The organism is Pseudomonas sp. EL_65y_Pfl2_R96, assembly GCF_963970905.1.
Classification (GTDB): domain Bacteria; phylum Pseudomonadota; class Gammaproteobacteria; order Pseudomonadales; family Pseudomonadaceae; genus Aquipseudomonas.
In genome coordinates this window covers 38,230-53,679 of the sequence record NZ_CAXAQH010000029.1, presented here as the reverse complement: position 1 = coordinate 53,679, position 15,450 = coordinate 38,230, and the positions used below count along the sequence as shown (strand labels likewise).

At 61.4% G+C, this 15,450-nt stretch carries 12 protein-coding genes; 5 read left to right on the top strand and 7 right to left on the bottom strand.

Features of this window, described 5'->3' with window-relative positions:
- Positions 1-158: 158 nt before the first annotated feature.
- The 3 genes from AACY49_RS23760 to AACY49_RS23750 all read right to left on the bottom strand — a co-directional run bounded on the left by AACY49_RS23760 (position 159) and on the right by AACY49_RS23750 (position 2,379).
- The gene (locus AACY49_RS23760; RefSeq protein WP_258698841.1) at positions 159-857 is read right to left on the bottom strand and encodes a PspA/IM30 family protein; all 699 of its coding nucleotides are present in this window, start codon (positions 855-857) and stop codon (positions 159-161) included.
- A gap of 24 nt (positions 858-881) precedes the next feature.
- Positions 882-1,463, bottom strand: a complete 582-nt coding sequence (locus AACY49_RS23755; protein WP_258698842.1) for a YjfI family protein — start codon at positions 1,461-1,463, stop codon at positions 882-884.
- A 367-nt stretch (positions 1,464-1,830) separates the two neighbouring features.
- On the bottom strand, positions 1,831-2,379 hold the full coding sequence (locus AACY49_RS23750) for a cysteine hydrolase family protein (RefSeq protein WP_258698843.1): 549 nt from the start codon (positions 2,377-2,379) through the stop codon (positions 1,831-1,833).
- A gap of 102 nt (positions 2,380-2,481) precedes the next feature.
- On the opposite strand from AACY49_RS23750, the gene AACY49_RS23745 reads away from it, so the two are divergent.
- From AACY49_RS23745 to AACY49_RS23735, 3 genes are all read left to right on the top strand, one after another.
- Complete coding sequence (locus AACY49_RS23745) at positions 2,482-3,477, top strand: GlxA family transcriptional regulator (RefSeq protein ID WP_339526811.1); 996 nt, start codon at positions 2,482-2,484, stop codon at positions 3,475-3,477.
- A gap of 222 nt (positions 3,478-3,699) precedes the next feature.
- Positions 3,700-4,809, top strand: coding sequence for a DUF3182 family protein (locus tag AACY49_RS23740; protein ID WP_339526809.1), 1,110 nt, complete (start codon positions 3,700-3,702; stop codon positions 4,807-4,809).
- Positions 4,799-5,557 carry an alpha/beta hydrolase family protein gene (locus AACY49_RS23735; RefSeq protein ID WP_339526807.1) on the top strand — a complete coding sequence of 253 codons (759 nt, stop codon included), beginning with the start codon at positions 4,799-4,801 and terminating at the stop codon, positions 5,555-5,557. Before AACY49_RS23740 ends, AACY49_RS23735 begins: the two co-directional genes overlap by 11 nt.
- A gap of 118 nt (positions 5,558-5,675) precedes the next feature.
- Here AACY49_RS23735 and AACY49_RS23730 read toward each other — a convergent pair whose 3' ends face one another.
- The 4 genes from AACY49_RS23730 to AACY49_RS23715 form a co-directional block, all read right to left on the bottom strand.
- Entirely contained in the window at positions 5,676-6,662 is a 987-nt protein-coding gene (locus tag AACY49_RS23730) for a lysylphosphatidylglycerol synthase domain-containing protein (protein WP_339526805.1), read from the bottom strand.
- A complete protein-coding gene (gene clsB, locus AACY49_RS23725) occupies positions 6,659-7,945 on the bottom strand; it encodes a cardiolipin synthase ClsB (RefSeq protein WP_339526803.1) in 1,287 nt (428 codons plus the stop codon). Before clsB ends, AACY49_RS23730 begins: the two co-directional genes overlap by 4 nt.
- Positions 7,942-8,739 carry an endonuclease/exonuclease/phosphatase family protein gene (locus AACY49_RS23720; protein ID WP_339526802.1) on the bottom strand — a complete coding sequence of 266 codons (798 nt, stop codon included), beginning with the start codon at positions 8,737-8,739 and terminating at the stop codon, positions 7,942-7,944. Before AACY49_RS23720 ends, clsB begins: the two co-directional genes overlap by 4 nt.
- Positions 8,740-8,995: 256 nt before the next feature.
- Positions 8,996-13,312: a DEAD/DEAH box helicase gene (locus AACY49_RS23715; protein WP_339526801.1), complete on the bottom strand. Its 4,317-nt coding sequence runs from the start codon at positions 13,310-13,312 to the stop codon at positions 8,996-8,998.
- A gap of 324 nt (positions 13,313-13,636) precedes the next feature.
- Between AACY49_RS23715 and AACY49_RS23710 the strand changes: the two genes are divergently transcribed.
- Both AACY49_RS23710 and AACY49_RS23705 read left to right on the top strand, forming a co-directional pair.
- On the top strand, positions 13,637-14,521 hold the full coding sequence (locus AACY49_RS23710) for a sugar nucleotide-binding protein (RefSeq protein ID WP_223485583.1): 885 nt from the start codon (positions 13,637-13,639) through the stop codon (positions 14,519-14,521).
- Complete coding sequence (locus AACY49_RS23705; RefSeq protein WP_339526799.1) at positions 14,514-15,443, top strand: NAD-dependent epimerase/dehydratase family protein; 930 nt, start codon at positions 14,514-14,516, stop codon at positions 15,441-15,443. Before AACY49_RS23710 ends, AACY49_RS23705 begins: the two co-directional genes overlap by 8 nt.
- Positions 15,444-15,450 lie beyond the last annotated feature (7 nt).

Here is a 15,450-nt window from a genome sequence, read left to right as displayed (position 1 = left end):
AACTCAACTCAACTCGACTCGACGAAAATTGAAGCGCAACCCATTGTGGGAGCGAGCCTGCTCGCGAAGCGTTGTGTCAGCAACATTGATGTCGACTGACACTCCCTCTTCGCGAGCAGGCTCGCTCCCACAGGTTATGCATCCGGCACGTGAGTCGATTACTCGGCCGATTTTTTCTTCAGGCGTTCCAGGATCGCATTGGCGCTGCCTTCGTTCGGCGTGATGCCGGCTTCGCGCAGCTTGCGCTCCAGGTCGGTGCCGGTCGACGCATCGGCCAGTTCGTCCTGGGCTTGCAGTTCAGCGGCGCGTTGCTGTTGCTTGGCTTGCAGACGGTTCAGCGTACCGACAGCGGTTTCCAGCTTGCCGTTGGCGCCGCCACTGGCGATCGAAGCGCTGACCTGGGCTTTCTGGACGCTCTCGCGAGCCTTGGCCATGTCCACTTGCTGACGCAGGCTTTTGATGCGGTTTTCGGCCTTGGTGATGTCTTTGCGCATGTTGTCCGCGTAACCGCCGAATTCGGTGGCCTGCTTTTGCTCGACATCCAGTTCATTGGTCAGGGTCGAAATGGCTTCGGCCACTTCCAGTGCCAGGTCTTCGCGATTGGCCTGGATTGCGGACAGGGCCTTGGATTCCAGGTCCTTGATCTTGGCGTTGTACTCGCTGACGCGATCAGCCGACAGTTTGTGCTTGGCCATGATGGTGACCAGCTCGCGCTTGGCGTTGGCCAGCGCGCTGTCAGCATCGCGAATTTCCTGGTCGAGGATGCGCAGCGCCTGTTGGTCGACGATCGATTCGCCGACTTCATTGGCACCGCCACGCAGCGCGGTGAACAATTTGCTCCAGATGGACTGAGTCATTGGATATTTCCTGTTCCCGAATAATTAATTGAAAAAGCGTTCGAAGGCTTCACTGGCGCGCTGGACGTTGTCGACGAGGGTTTTGACCTCGGTCACGACGTTGGTCAGGCTGGAGTCGGAGCTCAGTGCGCCGAACATGTTGTAAACGATCTGCCCGTTAGGCATGGACTCGATACCGATCGAGGACAACGGGAACATTTCCCGGCTGCGCAGAACGGCATCGTTGAAGGCCGGTACATCGTTGATGGACTCGACATCGACCAGAACGGTATCGACGATGATCTGATCGCCAACCACTGCGATGTAAATCGGCAAGCCACCGAAATCGTTCATTTCCAGCTTGATGCTGGATTCGGAGCCTTGAACGAGGGAAAGGGTGATGTCGTTCGCAATCACTTCGTCGAGGGCCTGAAGGGCGCTGTAGAGGCGATCGATGTTCCAGTTATTACCTGCGCTCATGTAATTCTCCGACATGAATGAGCCAGCCAGAATCGGTTGGCGTAGCTGTTTCTCCATCTGCTTGAGCAGGCTTCGGTTTTCGGGAAGCACCCAAGTCTCGTGTTTCACATACCCGGCGGCACCCAGGCCCGCGCGCATCTGCTTCATGTAGAAGCTGGATGGTTTTTTCGCGGAGGGTTTCGAGCGCTCTCCCTTGCGACTCGCCGAATCGGTAACAGACCCGGTAGGCGGATCTGATGGAGAGCTGCTGTTCATGATGCTGACCCCGTTGTGAAAAAATACTCACGCGTGAGAAACACTACAGGCAATTTTTGCGGCCTTCAATAGCTCACGCGTGAGATTTTTTCGACTGTTGCACAGGTGTATGACAAAAGAAGGTCTATCACTCAATGCCAGTCAGTTAAGCGCAATCCTGTGGGAGCGGGCTTGCCCGCGATAGCGATGTAACAGTCAACAAAGATGTTGGATGTGATGGCTTCATCGCGGGCAAGCCCGCTCCCACAGGTTCCTCATCTTAATCAGCCAGAAAATCGTCAGTGGACACCACGCTTGCATAAGCAAAACCCAGGGCCGACATGAAGGCGGCGTGTACGTGGGCTGCCGGAACCGTCAGACCGTTGAACTCCAGATCACGGGTGGCGCAGGCATCGTGGACGACGGTGACGGTGTAGCCAAGATCTGCCGCGGCACGGGTGATGCCGTCGATGCACATGTGGCTCATGCTCCCGACCACCACCAGGTGCTCGATGCCTTGCTGGTCGAGGATTGACTCCAGTTCGGTTTCGCGGAATGAGTTGGTGAAGTGCTTGAGCACCACCGGTTCGTCGGCACGGTTGAGAACTTTGGGATGCAACTTCGCGCCGTCGGAGCCCGGGGTGAAGAACGGTGCGGCGTCGGAGGTGAATTCGTGGCGGATATGCACCACCGGATCACCGGCCTCGCGAAACGCCTGAATCAACCGTGCGGCGTTGTCCGCTGCGGCGTCGGCGCCCGCCAGCGGCCACTTGCCTTGGGGGAAGTAGTCGTTCTGGATATCGACTACGATGAGTGCTTGCTTGGCCATGACTGTTTCCTCGAAGTGTGTGTTGGCTGTGGAATGTAGTATTGGCGCTGGCCGTTCGTTCGAGGATTGGCCGCACCGACAATAGAAGGGGGAAAACTGACAATGGGAGTCGAAAGGGCAGTCGCCGAACTGGGGGTGCTGATCTATCCCGGTGCGCAGATGGCAGCGGTGCATGGGTTGACGGACCTGTTTGGCGTGGCCAACCGGATCGCCGCCGAGCATCAGACGGCACAGCTACCATTGCTGCGGGTCAGCCATTGGCAGGTCGAGGGCGATCAGGTGCTCGAGCGGGTCTATGACACTCATCCAGGCCCGGCCGGCGCGTTGGTTGCCGTGTTGATCCCACCCTCGATCGGAGGCTTTTCCGAGGGACAGGCGCCCCAGGGGTTGATTCGCTGGATTCGACAGCAACATGCCAGCGGCGCGACCCTCGGCGGGGTCTGCGTGGGTTCTATTCTGTTGGCCGAAAGCGGCCTGCTCGACGGCCGTAGCGCCACCACCCACTGGACTTCGGCTAAATCTTTCGCCGAGCGTTACCCCGCGATAAAGCTCAAGGCAGACACGCCCATCGTCGACGACGGTGATCTGATCACCACCGCCGGGCTGATGGCCTGGTCAGAGCTGGGGTTACGGTTGGTGGACCGCTTGCTGGGGCCGAGCATCGCCACCGGCACGGCGCGGTTTCTGGTGGTGGAACACAGCGACAGCGCGAGCGAGTGCGGCAGTAACTTTTCACCGATTCTCAACCATGGCGATGGGTTGATTCTCAAGGTTCAGCACTGGCTGCAAAGCACCGGGGCGACCGATGTCTCGTTGGCGGCGATGGCCGAACGGGCGGGGCTGGAAGAGCGTACTTTCCTGCGGCGGTTCCGTGCAGCGACCGGGTTGAAACCCACCGAGTATTGCCAGCATCTGCGAGTCGGCAAGGCGCGGGAAATGCTCGAATTCACCAACGGCACCATTGATCACATTGCCTGGACCGTGGGCTATCAGGACCCGAGTGCGTTTCGCGCAACGTTCAAGAAGATTACCGGGCTGGCGCCGAGTGATTACCGGGCACGGTTTGGGGTTACGCCGACCGCGGTCATGGCTCGGTAGCGAGCATCACCACAGACCCCGCTCCCACATTAGATTTGTGCCAGGCTTTGGTCGTGCAAAATGCCGGGAATATTGAAAGGTGTCGTGCAGAATAAAGCAGGCCTTGTGCTATCACGTAATTCGCAATTGGCTGATTTGAAACCTGTTTCTCTCCAGCCTCCGTTGGCCTGATCTCTGCACTCCTTCAATGACATTCATCACACGCAGATTGAAGGGGAACGCATGACCCCAACAAACCGCAAGAAACTGGTGCTCGCCCATTCGGTGCGACCCGATGCTCCGCTGCACGAAGTCGAAACCAATCGCGCGCTGGCCCGTTGGCTGGCACAGATCGTCGGGCTTGAATACGGCGGCAGCTACGACCTTCAATTGCACAGCGGCCGTGACCTTTATCTGTTGCCGACCCAGACGCTGGTAGGCGTCGCTGCTGCTCGGCAGCTGGGCGTCAAAGGGCCGGAGGATTTGTGGGGCGGTTACGTCGACCACGATTTCATCTGCACCAAAGCCATCAGTCATGGCTTGTTAAGCCGCTATGCGTTCGCCCCCGAAGGTTGGGCGCCCCTGTTTTCCGAGCGGGTCCGCAGCGTCGTGCTCGATGGCCTCAGCGTGTTCTCCCTGGACGATGCCCGCCCGGCAGCGGAGCATCTGCTCTACAGCGGCCCGATTCGCATGAAGCCAATTCATGCCTGCGCCGGACGCGGTCAGGAAGTGATCAAAAGCCTCAGCCAGTTCGACGCCATCCTCGCTCGTCCCGATGCCAAAGCGTTGTTCACCGAAGGTGTGGTGCTGGAGCAGGACTTGACTGAGGTGATCACCCACAGTGTTGGTCAGAGTTTTATCGGCGACAGCGTGCTGAGTTATTGCGGTGATCAATACTTGACCGAAGACGGGGAGGGTGAGCAGGTTTATGGCGGGTCCAACCTGTTGGTGGTGCAGGGCTATTACGAGGACTTGCTGGCGCTGGAACTGCCGGATGAGGTGAGGCTGGCGATCCAGAAGGCGCAGGTGTTCGATAGCGCGGCGGATGAAGCCTACCCCGGTTTCTACGCCTCGCGGCGCAACTACGACATCGCCCAGGGGTTGGACTGCAACGGCCAACAACGCAGCGGCGTGCTCGAACAATCCTGGCGCCTGGGCGGTGCCAGCAGCGCTGAAGTCGCGGCGCTGCAAAGCTTCGTCAACGACCCCGGCCTGCGCGCGATTCGCGTGTCGTCGGCCGAAACCTATACCGACCAACCGCTGCCGCCGAACGCCATTGAGGTCTACCGCGGACCGGCGGAACACAGTGACTTTCTTCTCAAGTACGTAACGGTCAAATCCTATGACGGCTAGAAGCGAAACCATTGCGATCGACATCGACGATGAACAGATGAGCGGGACCTTCCTCAGCCCCAAATCGAAAGTCCCGGGTGTGCTTTTCGTCCACGGTTGGGGCGGTAGTCAGGAGCGTGACCTGGAACGCGCCAAAGGCATTGCCGGGTTGGGTTGCGTATGTCTGACGTTCGACTTGCGCGGCCATACCGGCGGGACCGGTATTCCGTTGTCCCGGGTGACCCGCGACGACAACCTGCGCGACCTGCTGGCGGCCTACGATCGCTTGCTCGCCCATCCGGCGCTCGATACCTCCGCGATCGCGGTGGTCGGCACCAGTTATGGCGGTTATCTGGCAGCGATCCTGACGACGTTACGCCCTGTGCGCTGGTTGGCGCTGCGAGTGCCGGCGCTGTATCGCGACGACTTTTGGCACGCGCCCAAGCGTGAATTGGACAAGGTCGATTTACGCGATTACCGCAACACACGGGTCCGCGCTGACAGCAATCGCGCACTGCATGCCTGTTCGCAATTTACCGGGGATGTGTTGCTGGTGGAGTCCGAGACCGACGCCTATGTACCCCATGCGACGATCATGAGTTACCGCGCTGCGTGTCAGCGGACCCACTCGTTGACCCACCGGATTATCGACGGTGCCGATCACGCCTTGAGCGAGCCTGTCTCGCAACAGGCGTACACCTCGATCCTTGTGGGCTGGATCACGGAAATGGTGGTGGGCGAGCGGTTGAGCATTATCCAGTCAACATGATGTGGGGTGTTCTTGCGATCATTCAGCTTGCCACTCACCGCTCTCACCCTCAGTCTAATTCCTGCGCAAGACACAAGCGGGCTCGCTCGCGAAGGCGGCATCCGCTTCAGCGAATACCTCAAGAAGGTTTTTTCGAGATCCGCAACGACTTGGCCTTGGCTTCCACTACCAGGTACATCACCACGGTGATCAACAGCGGCAGAATGAAATAGATCGCCCGATAAGCAATCAACCCCGCCACCAGGCTTCCCCGCGAAACCTGGTGTTGCAGCAGCGCCACGAACACCGCCTCCAACACGCCGAGCCCGGCGGGAATATGGGTGATGACCCCGGCAATGGCGCTGATCAGCAACACGCCAAGCACCAGCGGATAGTCCAGTTTGCTCGGCAGCAGGGTGAAGATCACCGCCGCCATCAGTGACCAGTTCAGTGCGCCGAGGCCTAGTTGCAGGATCGCCATGTGCAGCGACGGCAGGTCGATTTCCACGCCGCGAATCGACCACTCCCGCCGCCTGGAAAACCGGCAGGCCGCCAAATATCCTGCACTCAATAGCAGCAACAACACGCCCACGCCTTGCAAGGCTTCGCTACTCAGCTTCCAGCCTGGCGGCATTCGCACCAGTCCGCTGCTGAACACTGTGCCGGCAATCACCATGTAACCGAACCAGTTGGTCGCCAGGCTCAGCCCGAGGATTTTCGCGATGTTGCCTTTACTCACGCCAAGCCGTGAATACAGCCTGTAACGCATGGCGATGCCGCCGACCCAGGCGCTCAGGTTGAGATTGAAGGCATAGCTGATGATTCCCACCGGGAGGATCTGCCGCCAGGTCAGGTTCTGCCGGATGTAGGTGCGGCCGATCAGGTCGAAACAGGCGTAAACCAGAAAACTCACCAGGGTCAGGCCTGATGCGATGATTAGCGTGCGTACTTTGAAATCGGCCAGCGTGTCGAATACTTCATCCCATTCGATGCCCTGGGCGAGCATCGTGAACAAAACGATCAACGCCAGGAAAAACAGCATCGTCAGAGGCTTTTTCCAGCGGCGCCAGAGGGGTTTGCCTGGCGTGTCGGAGTGCGGGGCAGGCTGCGCTTCGGAATGGCTCATGCCTTGGCGCTCCCGGCCGGATGGATGAAGGGTTTGAGGCGCGGTTTATGCGCCGGCAACCAACCGGCCCACGCCGGGAAATGCCGCAGGAAGTGAAACACCAGAAAGCCGATGGTCATGTGCCAGACCCACCCGCGAGGCGCCTTGTCTATCGACATGATCTTGCAGTGGTTGCTGCTCAACTCGTCGAGACGCTCGTACAGGTCGCGATTGAAGGCTCGGTCGCGGATCAGCACATTGGCCTCCAGGTTCAGAGACAAACTCAGCGGGTCGAGATTGCTCGAACCGACGGTGCTCCAGTCCTCGTCGACCAGGGCGACTTTGCCATGCAGGGGGCGGTCGCAATATTCGTAGATCACCACCCCGGCCCGCAGCAGGTAGTCGTAGGTCATGCGCGCGGCGAGCTTGGCCACCCGCATGTCCGGCTGCCCCTGAAGAATCAGGTGCACCTCGACTCCTCGGCGCGCGGCATTGCGGATCTCCCGCAGCAGCCGATAGCCTGGAAAGAAATAGGCATTGGCAATCACCACACGACGTCGGGCAGTGCGCACTACCTGCAAGTACACCTCTTCGATATCTTTTGGGTGTTCTGCGTTGTCGCGATACACCAGCCGCACCTGACCATCATGATCGCTGACCGCCAGTTCCGCGCGCCTCTGTCTGCGGCGTTGCCACCAGTATTTGGCCCGGGCCGGTCGACCGCTTTTCAGCAGGACAAAGTGATGAATATCGGCCACCGCCGGGCCCTGCACTTCAACCGAGTAATCCTGTTTGGCCTCGGGGCCGAAGTCGGCCAGATGGTCGGCGGAAAAGTTGATCCCGCCGATGAACGCGATCATGCCGTCGACCACCACGATCTTGCGGTGCAGGCGGCGGAACCAGTTGGTGCGGATGCCAAAATGACGCGGGGCGGGGTCGAATATTTGCAGCCGTACGCCTGCGTTGCTCAGGGCGGCGAGGAACTCCGTACTCAGTTCGCCACAGCCAAAACCGTCGAGGCTGACGGTGATGCGCACACCGCGTTGAGCTGCTTCAATCAGGATCTGTTGAAGCTCATTGCCGACCTTGTCCTCGAACACAATGAACGTCTCCAGCAGGATTTCACTCTGGGCCTGGCGCAGTACTTCAAACACCCGTGGAAAGTACGCTTCACCGTTTTCCAGCAATTCGACCCGGTTGTTACCGTGCCAGCCGTACTCGAAGTCAGTCACCGCCGGTTCGCGCACGGGGGGAGGCGGGGACAGGTGCTCGGCCGTGGCTTTTCCCATCGATGGGCTGCTCATAGCTCGATTTCCACCGACAGCGGAGCATGGTCGGAAAGGTGTGACCAGGGCCGTGCTGCCAATACTTGCGGGTGACTGGCCTTGAGGTTGCGCACGTAGATGCGGTCCAGGCGTAACGCCGGCCAACGCGCCGGGAAACTGCGGGCCGGTTTGCCATGCAGCTCGGCGAAGACCTCACGCAAACCGCAAGGATTGAGCCGCGCATCGGCGCGCAGGCGCCAGTCGTTGAAGTCGCCGGCGACGATCACCGGGGTATCTTCCGGTAACTCTTCCATACGTTGGGTCAGCAGCTTGAGTTGTGCCGCCCGGTGGCTTTCGCGCAGCCCCAGATGGACGCAAATGGCATGCACTTCCCGACCATCGCCAGGCAGGCGCAGCACACAATGCAGGATTCCACGGTTCTCGTGGCCGCTGATGGACACGTCGAGGTTGTCGTGGCGGATGATCTGGAATTTTGACAACAGCGCATTGCCGTGATCGCCCGCCGGGTATACGGCGTTGCGTCCATAGGCAAATTGCGGCCACAGGGTATCGGCAAGGAATTCGTACTGGGGCATTGCCGGCCAGTTGTTGTAGCGCTGGGGGTGATGCTCGTGGGTGCCGTGGACCTCCTGTAAAAACACCACGTCGGCGGACACACTGCGCACCGCCTCACGCAACTCGGGCAGGATGAAGCGCCGATTGAGCGCGGTGAACCCCTTGTGGGTGTTGACCGTCAGCACGGTAAAGCGGCTCACGGCGCTGATGATTGGTTGCTGTTCATCGGTCCCGCCGACCGGTTCGGGAATGCTCATGGCAGCGCGCCTTCGGCAGCCGGTTCGCCGAGGACGAAGAAACTCGCCAGCGGTTCATGAATGTCCCGCAGGCGCTTGATGTGGGTGATAAAGCTTGGCCTCATGTCGCCTCCCGTCCTCGGACAGCCCTGTCTTTTGATGACTGTGGGGCGCGGGTGAAAGTTTCGACGGGGCTACGGACGGTAAAAACTCGCCAAAACACCACAAATCAAATATGGGAGTGGGCTTGCTCGCGAAGAGGCCAGGCCAACCAACATCAATGCCGGATCAATTTACTACGCACCTCGGCCATGGCCTGTTGCTCCAGCTCCAGCCAGAACTGCTGCTTGCCGGCAATCTCCGCCGCGGCAGGAAGACCATCGCGATACACCAGTCGATTGCTCGCCAGCGCCGGCACTTTCGCCCCCGGCAACAGGGTGCCGGCGAGGTTCAGCGGATCCACCCCACACACCGCGATCAGACTACCGTCGTGCGGTCGCCGCCTGACTTCGCGCAGCGACGCAATCGCCTCGGGCAGCGCAAATTGTTCCCCCGCCAGACCACTGACAAACCGCCCGCCACGTATCTCTCCCCGGGCCTCGAGCCGATGGAACGTGCGCAGCAATTCCCGCCAACTCGGCAACCAATCCGCCTCACGCTCCAGCAAGCGCCAGAACACCACGCCGTAACGGCGCAGCAAGGTCATGGCGATGTATTCCAGGGTTTCTGTGGGTGTGGGCGTTGGACGTTGCTTATCCACAACCGGCGCGGCGGCACCGCGTCGCAGCAACGCCCAGCGCCCGGCGTCGTCCATCCCGCCGACAAACACTCCGCGCCCGCGTCGGCTGCTGCGATTCTGGCGTTTGCTGGCCGGGGTGATCAGCGCGCGCAGGCCGGCGAAGCTGTCGGCGTTTACCAGTCCGGCACCGACCAGTTCCTGCAAGGCGATTTCCAGTTCCGAGCGCAGCAGATGGGCCTCGTGAATCAGTTCATCGAAAAATAGCGCGCCGTGCTGGCTGAGCGCTTCATGGACTTTCTGCGTTTTCGGCGACAGTTCACTGACCGGTGTCTGTTCGGTCAAACCACTCCACAACCCGACCTGACTGCGCGGCAGTAACAGAATTGGCGTACTGCGCAATGCCGTGCCGGCGCTCTTGTTGTGCGCGGTCAGGCGGGTCCAGACCAGTTTGCCGCTGCGGCATAACTCATCCAGCCAGCTCGCCGAATAGTCTTTGAGCCGCGCCGGCAGAATGTCGCTGTCCCACGCCGAAGCGGCGGCGGGGTAGCCTTCGAACTGGCTGATGATCGCCGGCAACACTGCACTGCCCTGGCCTCGGCTCGCGGTGGAAAGATGCTGCCAGTCGAACAGAAAACGCATGAAATCCTGCAACGCCACCGGCTCGATTTCCCGTCGCAGCCGTTTGACCGTGTAGCGATGAATCCGCGCCAGCAAATGCCGTTCGCACCATTCTTCTTCACGGGCGCCCGGGCTGAATTGCCCGCGCAGTACGTAACCTTCGCGTTCCAGTTGCGCCAGTGCCTGAGTGACTTGAAGCGCCGGTAATCCAAGCGGCTCGGCAATCGCCGTCAGCGGCAACGGACCAAACCCACTGAGCCGCGCACGGATCACTTCCAGCACCGCTTCGTCTGGCTCCCAGGTTTCATCGAAACCCGGCAACGCCTCTAGCGCTGGCAGCAACGCGGCCTGTGGATAAATCGCCTTCAGGTAGGTCAGTCGCTCCAGCGCCAACCACAGCGATTGTTCGGTATTGATTTGCAAACGGCTGGCGCGGCCACTGTCGGCCAGGGTGTGCAGCCAATCGAGCCACTTCGTGTTGGCCTGGGCCTCGGTATCGGTAATGCACGCCAGGCTCATCAAGGCCTCATGCATTTCATCGATGCCGGTGGGCGCTGGCCAGGCTTCGTCGCGCACAGCGGCAATCGCCTCGGCGTCCAGGGCACCGAGGTCGTCGGTGGACTGCGGATCGCTCCAGCGGCGGTTGAGCACCGCCTGAGTGCGCCGCTCTTCCAGCGGTGCATCGTCGAGAAAGGTGTAGGGGCGGGCGCTGAGAATCTCTGCCGCCAGTGGCGAGGGCGCCGGCAAATCGCGGCTGATCAGGCGGATGTCGCCCTGTTCCATGCGCCGTAACAACGCCAGCCAGCCTTCGCTGTCCATGGCTTCGTGCAGGCAATCGTCGAGGGTTTGTTCCACCAGCGGATGGTCGGGAATCTCGCGCTCGCCGGCGAGGTTTTCCACGCAGGCGATCTGATCGGGAAACACGCTGGCGATCAGGTCTTCGCTTTTCATCCGCTGGATCTGCGGCGGTACTTTGCGTCCGCCGCTGTAACGTGGCAGCGCCAGGGCGACCCCGGCGTTCCAGCGCCAGCGCACACCGAACAGCGGCGCCTCGAGCACCGCTTGAATCAGAATGTGCTCGGCGCTGTTGCTGTGCAGGTAACGCCAGACGTCGTCCAGCTCGAAGCTGTGGCTGGTGGACAGCGACAGCACGATGGCGTCCTCGCTGGCGGCGGCCTGCAATTCAAAATTGAACGTGCGGCAGAAACGCTTGCGCAAGGCCAGGCCCCAGGCGCGGTTGATGCGGCTGCCGAACGGCGAGTGGATGATCAACTGCGTACCGCCGGACTCGTCGAAAAACCGTTCCATCACCAAGGTATCTTGCGACGGCAAGGCGCCGAGGGTCAGGCGGGCCCGGGCCAGGTAGTCGACCAGTTGCTCGGCGCTGGCGAGGTTCAGGCCGAGGGTGTCGGTCAGCCAGTCGAGCGCCGGGTGCAGATTGCCGGGTGTGGCGCCGAGCCGTTCATCGAGGTGCGCTTGCAGGCGGGCCACGGCGAATGACAGTTCATCGCTGCGACCGGGTGCTTCACCGAGCCAGAACGGAATGGTCGGCGGCTGACCCTGAGCGTCCTCGACCCGGACCTTGCCGGTTTCAACCCGCAGGATCCGATACGACGTATTGCCCAGCTGGAAGATATCCCCGGCGATGCTTTCCACCGCGAAGTCTTCATTGACGCTGCCGATGTTCAGCCCCTGAGGCTCCAGCAACACGCTGTAGTCGGCGTTGTCCGGAATCGTCCCGCCGCTGGTCACAGCGGTCAGCTTGGCGCCCCGACGGCCACGCAAGGTGCGGCTTACGGCGTCCCGGTGCAGGTAAGCGCTGCGAATACCCAGGCGACCGTTGTAGCCCTCGGCGAGCATTTGCAGCAGTGCCTGATAGTGCTTTTCGTCGAGCGTGGCGTAAGGCGAGGCTTTTCGCAGCATCGCCAGCAGCGCCTGCTCCTGCCATTCCTGGCAGCTGACCTCGGCGATGATCTGCTGGGCCAGCACGTCCAGCGGTGCTTCGGGGATCAGCAAGGTGTCGAGTTCGCCACGGCGCACGCAATCGAGCAGGGCGGCGCATTCGATCAGGTCGTCGCGGGTGGTGGCGAACAACCGGCCCTTGGGCGTGCCGCCGACCTGGTGCCCGGAGCGGCCGACCCGTTGCAAAAAACCGGCAATCGAGCGCGGCGAAGCGATCTGGCACACCAGGTCGACGTCGCCAATATCGATCCCCAACTCCAGCGAAGCGGTGGCGATCAGCACTTGCAGCTCACCGCGCTTGAGCCGTTGCTCGGCGTCCAGGCGAAACTCCTTGGCCAGGCTGCCATGGTGGGCGGCCACGGCCTCTTTGCCGAGGCGTTCGCTCAAGTGTCGGCTCAGGCGTTCGGCCAGGCGCCGGGTGTTGACGAAAATCAGTGTGGTCCGGTGCTCGCGGGCGAGGGTGGCGAGTCGGTCATAGACCAGCTCCCACACGTCGTTGGCCATCACCGCCGACAACGGCACGGGTGGCACCTCTATATCGAGGTCCCGTGGGCGGGCGTGGCCGATGTCGATGATGTCGCAGTCGCGATCACGGCCGACCAGAAAGCGCGAGACCGCTTCGATGGGTTTTTGCGTGGCGGACAGGCCGATACGCACCAGCGGGTGTGAGCAAAGCGCCTGCAAACGCTCCAGGCTCAGGGCCAGGTGGCTGCCGCGTTTGCTGGCGGCGATGGCGTGGATTTCGTCGACGATCACCGTACGCGTAGTGCCGAGCATTTGCCGGCCAGAGTCGGAGCCGAGCAGCACATAAAGGGATTCCGGGGTGGTCACCAGAATGTGCGGCGCGGTTTTGCGCATGGCCGAGCGCTCTTTTTGCGGCGTATCGCCGGTGCGCACGGCGGTGCTGATCGGCACGTCGGGCAGGCCCATCACGCGCAGCTGTTCAGTGATGCCGGCCAGCGGGTTTTGCAGGTTGATCTGGATGTCGTTGGACAGGGCCTTGAGCGGCGAAACGTAGACCACCAGGGTTTCGTCCGGCAGGCCACCAGGGGTTTCCAGGCCGCGATGGACCAGATCGTCGAGCACCGCCAGAAACGCGGTAAGGGTTTTGCCGGAGCCGGTGGGCGCGGCAATCAGCGTTGAACGGCGCTGGCGGATCAACGGCCACGCCCGGGCCTGGGCGGCGGTGGCCGTCGCGAAGGTGTTGCTGAACCAGGCGCTGACGGCGGGGTGAAAGCCTGCCAGTGCAGCGTCCGTGGGGATGGGCAGATTCATGGAGTAATTTATGCGGGTGGGGTGAGGAAGATGCAAGTACCGCTCAAGCCTTCGCTGGTCTTTAGGGCCCCATCGCGGGCAAGCCCGCTTGTACAGTGTCCTCTGTTGTTCATAAATATTGCGTTCACAGAAGATCCCTGTGGGAGCGGGCTTGCCCGCGATGGGGCCAGTAGCAGCGCCACAATTCCCCGGGATCTACACTTTACGGATGACGGTTGCGCACTAAACCCGCAAAATGCAACGATTCCGGCAATTATTGAGGACATCGCCTGCGGGCGCTGTCGATAAAGCCATCGTTCCAATCAGACTGGGCCTGCTGACTCTATGCGAATGCGCCTTATGTTACTGGGCGGCGGAAATGCCCTTGGGCAGGCGCTGATTCGCCTCGGTGCGGAGGAAGACATCGGTTTCCTCGCCCCCCGCCCACCACAAGACGGCTGGGACGCCGCGAGCCTGACGCAACTGCTCGACGATACCCGTCCGGATGCGTTGATCAATCTCGCCTACTATTTCGACTGGTTCCAGGCGGAGACCGTCAGCGAGCAGCGTCTGGCCGGGCAGGAGCGCGCCATCGAGCGGCTGGCCGAGCTGTGCCAGCATCACAACATCGTGCTGCTGCAACCGTCGAGTTATCGCGTGTTCGATGGCTCCCGGGCGACTGCCTACAGCGAAAAAGACGAACCGGTACCGTTGGGCTTGCGCGGTCAGGCCTTGTGGCGCATCGAGCAAAGCGTGCGCGCCACCTGTCCGCAGCATGTACTGCTGCGTTTCGGCTGGCTGCTCGATGACAGCCCCGACGGCACCCTTGGGCGATTCCTGAGTCGCGCCGAAAAAGCTGAAGAACTGTTGATGGCTGATGATCGCCGCGGTAATCCGACGCCGGTGGACGACGCCGCCCGGGTGATCATTTCGGTGCTCAAGCAACTCGATTGCGCGGCGCCGCTGTGGGGCACTTATCACTACGCCGGGCATGAGGCGACCACGCCGCTGGCACTGGGGCAGGCAATCCTGACCGAAGCACGCGCCCTGCACCCGCTGGCCATCGAAGCGCCGACCGCCCAGGCTCACGCCGCACGGCCCGACGCCGCCGAAGAACCGCAACACGCGGTGCTGGCCTGCAAGAAAATTCTGCACACTTTCGGGATCAAACCCCGCGCCTGGCGCGCGGCACTCCCGGGCTTACTGGATAGGTTTTATCGCCATGGCTGACGGCCCTGTTTTAATCACCGGCGGCGCCGGTTTCATCGGCTCGCACCTGACCGACGCCTTGCTCGCCAAAGGACACTCGGTGCGCATTCTCGATGACCTGTCCACCGGCAAACGCAGCAACCTGCCGCTGGACAATCCCCTCATCGAACTGATCGAAGGCGACGTCGCCGACGCCGCACTGGTGGCGCAGGCGATGGTCGGTTGCAGCGCTGTGGCGCACCTGGCTGCGGTGGCTTCGGTGCAGGCCTCGGTGGACGATCCGGTGAAGACGCATCAGAGCAATTTCATCGGCTCGCTGAATGTCTGCGAAGCCATGCGTCAGGCCGGCGTCAAACGGGTGCTGTACGCGTCCAGCGCGGCGGTCTATGGCAACAATGGCGAAGGTGAGTCGATCGACGAAGACACACCCAAGGCACCGTTGACGCCGTACGCGGCGGACAAGTTGGCGAGCGAACATTACTTCGATTTCTATCGCCGCCAGCATGGTCTGGAACCGGTGGTTTTCCGCTTCTTCAACATCTTCGGCCCGCGCCAGGATCCGTCCTCGCCGTATTCCGGGGTGATCAGCATTTTCAGCGAGCGCGCGCAGAAAGGCCTGCCGATCACTGTGTTCGGCGATGGCGAGCAGACTCGGGATTTTGTCTACGTCGAGGACCTGGTGGACGTGTTGGTGCAAGCCATCGAGAAACCGCAGGTCGAAGTTGGCGCGGTGAATGTCGGCTGGAATCAGGCGACGACGCTCAAGCAGATGCTGGCAGCCCTTGAAGCGGTGGTCGGCAAGCTGCCGCCCGTGAGCTACGGCCCGGCGCGCTCCGGTGACATCCGCCATTCACGCGCGAATAACCGGCGTTTGCTGGAGCGGTTTACCTACCCGGAGCAAACCCCTATGAGTGTTGGCCTGGCGCGGTTGCTGGGGCGCTGAGGTTTTA

Excerpts from the sequence above, each read along its gene's own strand:
- AACY49_RS23760 (WP_258698841.1), bottom strand. The coding sequence starts at position 857 with ATGACTCAGTCCATCTGGAGCAAATTGTTCACCGCGCTGCGTGGCGGT.
- AACY49_RS23755 (WP_258698842.1), bottom strand. The coding sequence starts at position 1,463 with ATGAAGCAGATGCGCGCGGGCCTGGGTGCCGCCGGGTATGTGAAACAC.
- AACY49_RS23750 (WP_258698843.1), bottom strand. The coding sequence starts at position 2,379 with ATGGCCAAGCAAGCACTCATCGTAGTCGATATCCAGAACGACTACTTC.
- AACY49_RS23745 (WP_339526811.1), top strand. The coding sequence starts at position 2,482 with ATGGGAGTCGAAAGGGCAGTCGCCGAACTGGGGGTGCTGATCTATCCC.
- AACY49_RS23740 (WP_339526809.1), top strand. The coding sequence starts at position 3,700 with ATGACCCCAACAAACCGCAAGAAACTGGTGCTCGCCCATTCGGTGCGA.
- AACY49_RS23735 (WP_339526807.1), top strand. The coding sequence starts at position 4,799 with ATGACGGCTAGAAGCGAAACCATTGCGATCGACATCGACGATGAACAG.
- AACY49_RS23730 (WP_339526805.1), bottom strand. The coding sequence starts at position 6,662 with ATGAGCCATTCCGAAGCGCAGCCTGCCCCGCACTCCGACACGCCAGGC.
- clsB (WP_339526803.1), bottom strand. The coding sequence starts at position 7,945 with ATGAGCAGCCCATCGATGGGAAAAGCCACGGCCGAGCACCTGTCCCCG.
- AACY49_RS23720 (WP_339526802.1), bottom strand. The coding sequence starts at position 8,739 with ATGAGCATTCCCGAACCGGTCGGCGGGACCGATGAACAGCAACCAATC.
- AACY49_RS23715 (WP_339526801.1), bottom strand. The coding sequence starts at position 13,312 with ATGAATCTGCCCATCCCCACGGACGCTGCACTGGCAGGCTTTCACCCC.
- AACY49_RS23710 (WP_223485583.1), top strand. The coding sequence starts at position 13,637 with ATGCGAATGCGCCTTATGTTACTGGGCGGCGGAAATGCCCTTGGGCAG.
- AACY49_RS23705 (WP_339526799.1), top strand. The coding sequence starts at position 14,514 with ATGGCTGACGGCCCTGTTTTAATCACCGGCGGCGCCGGTTTCATCGGC.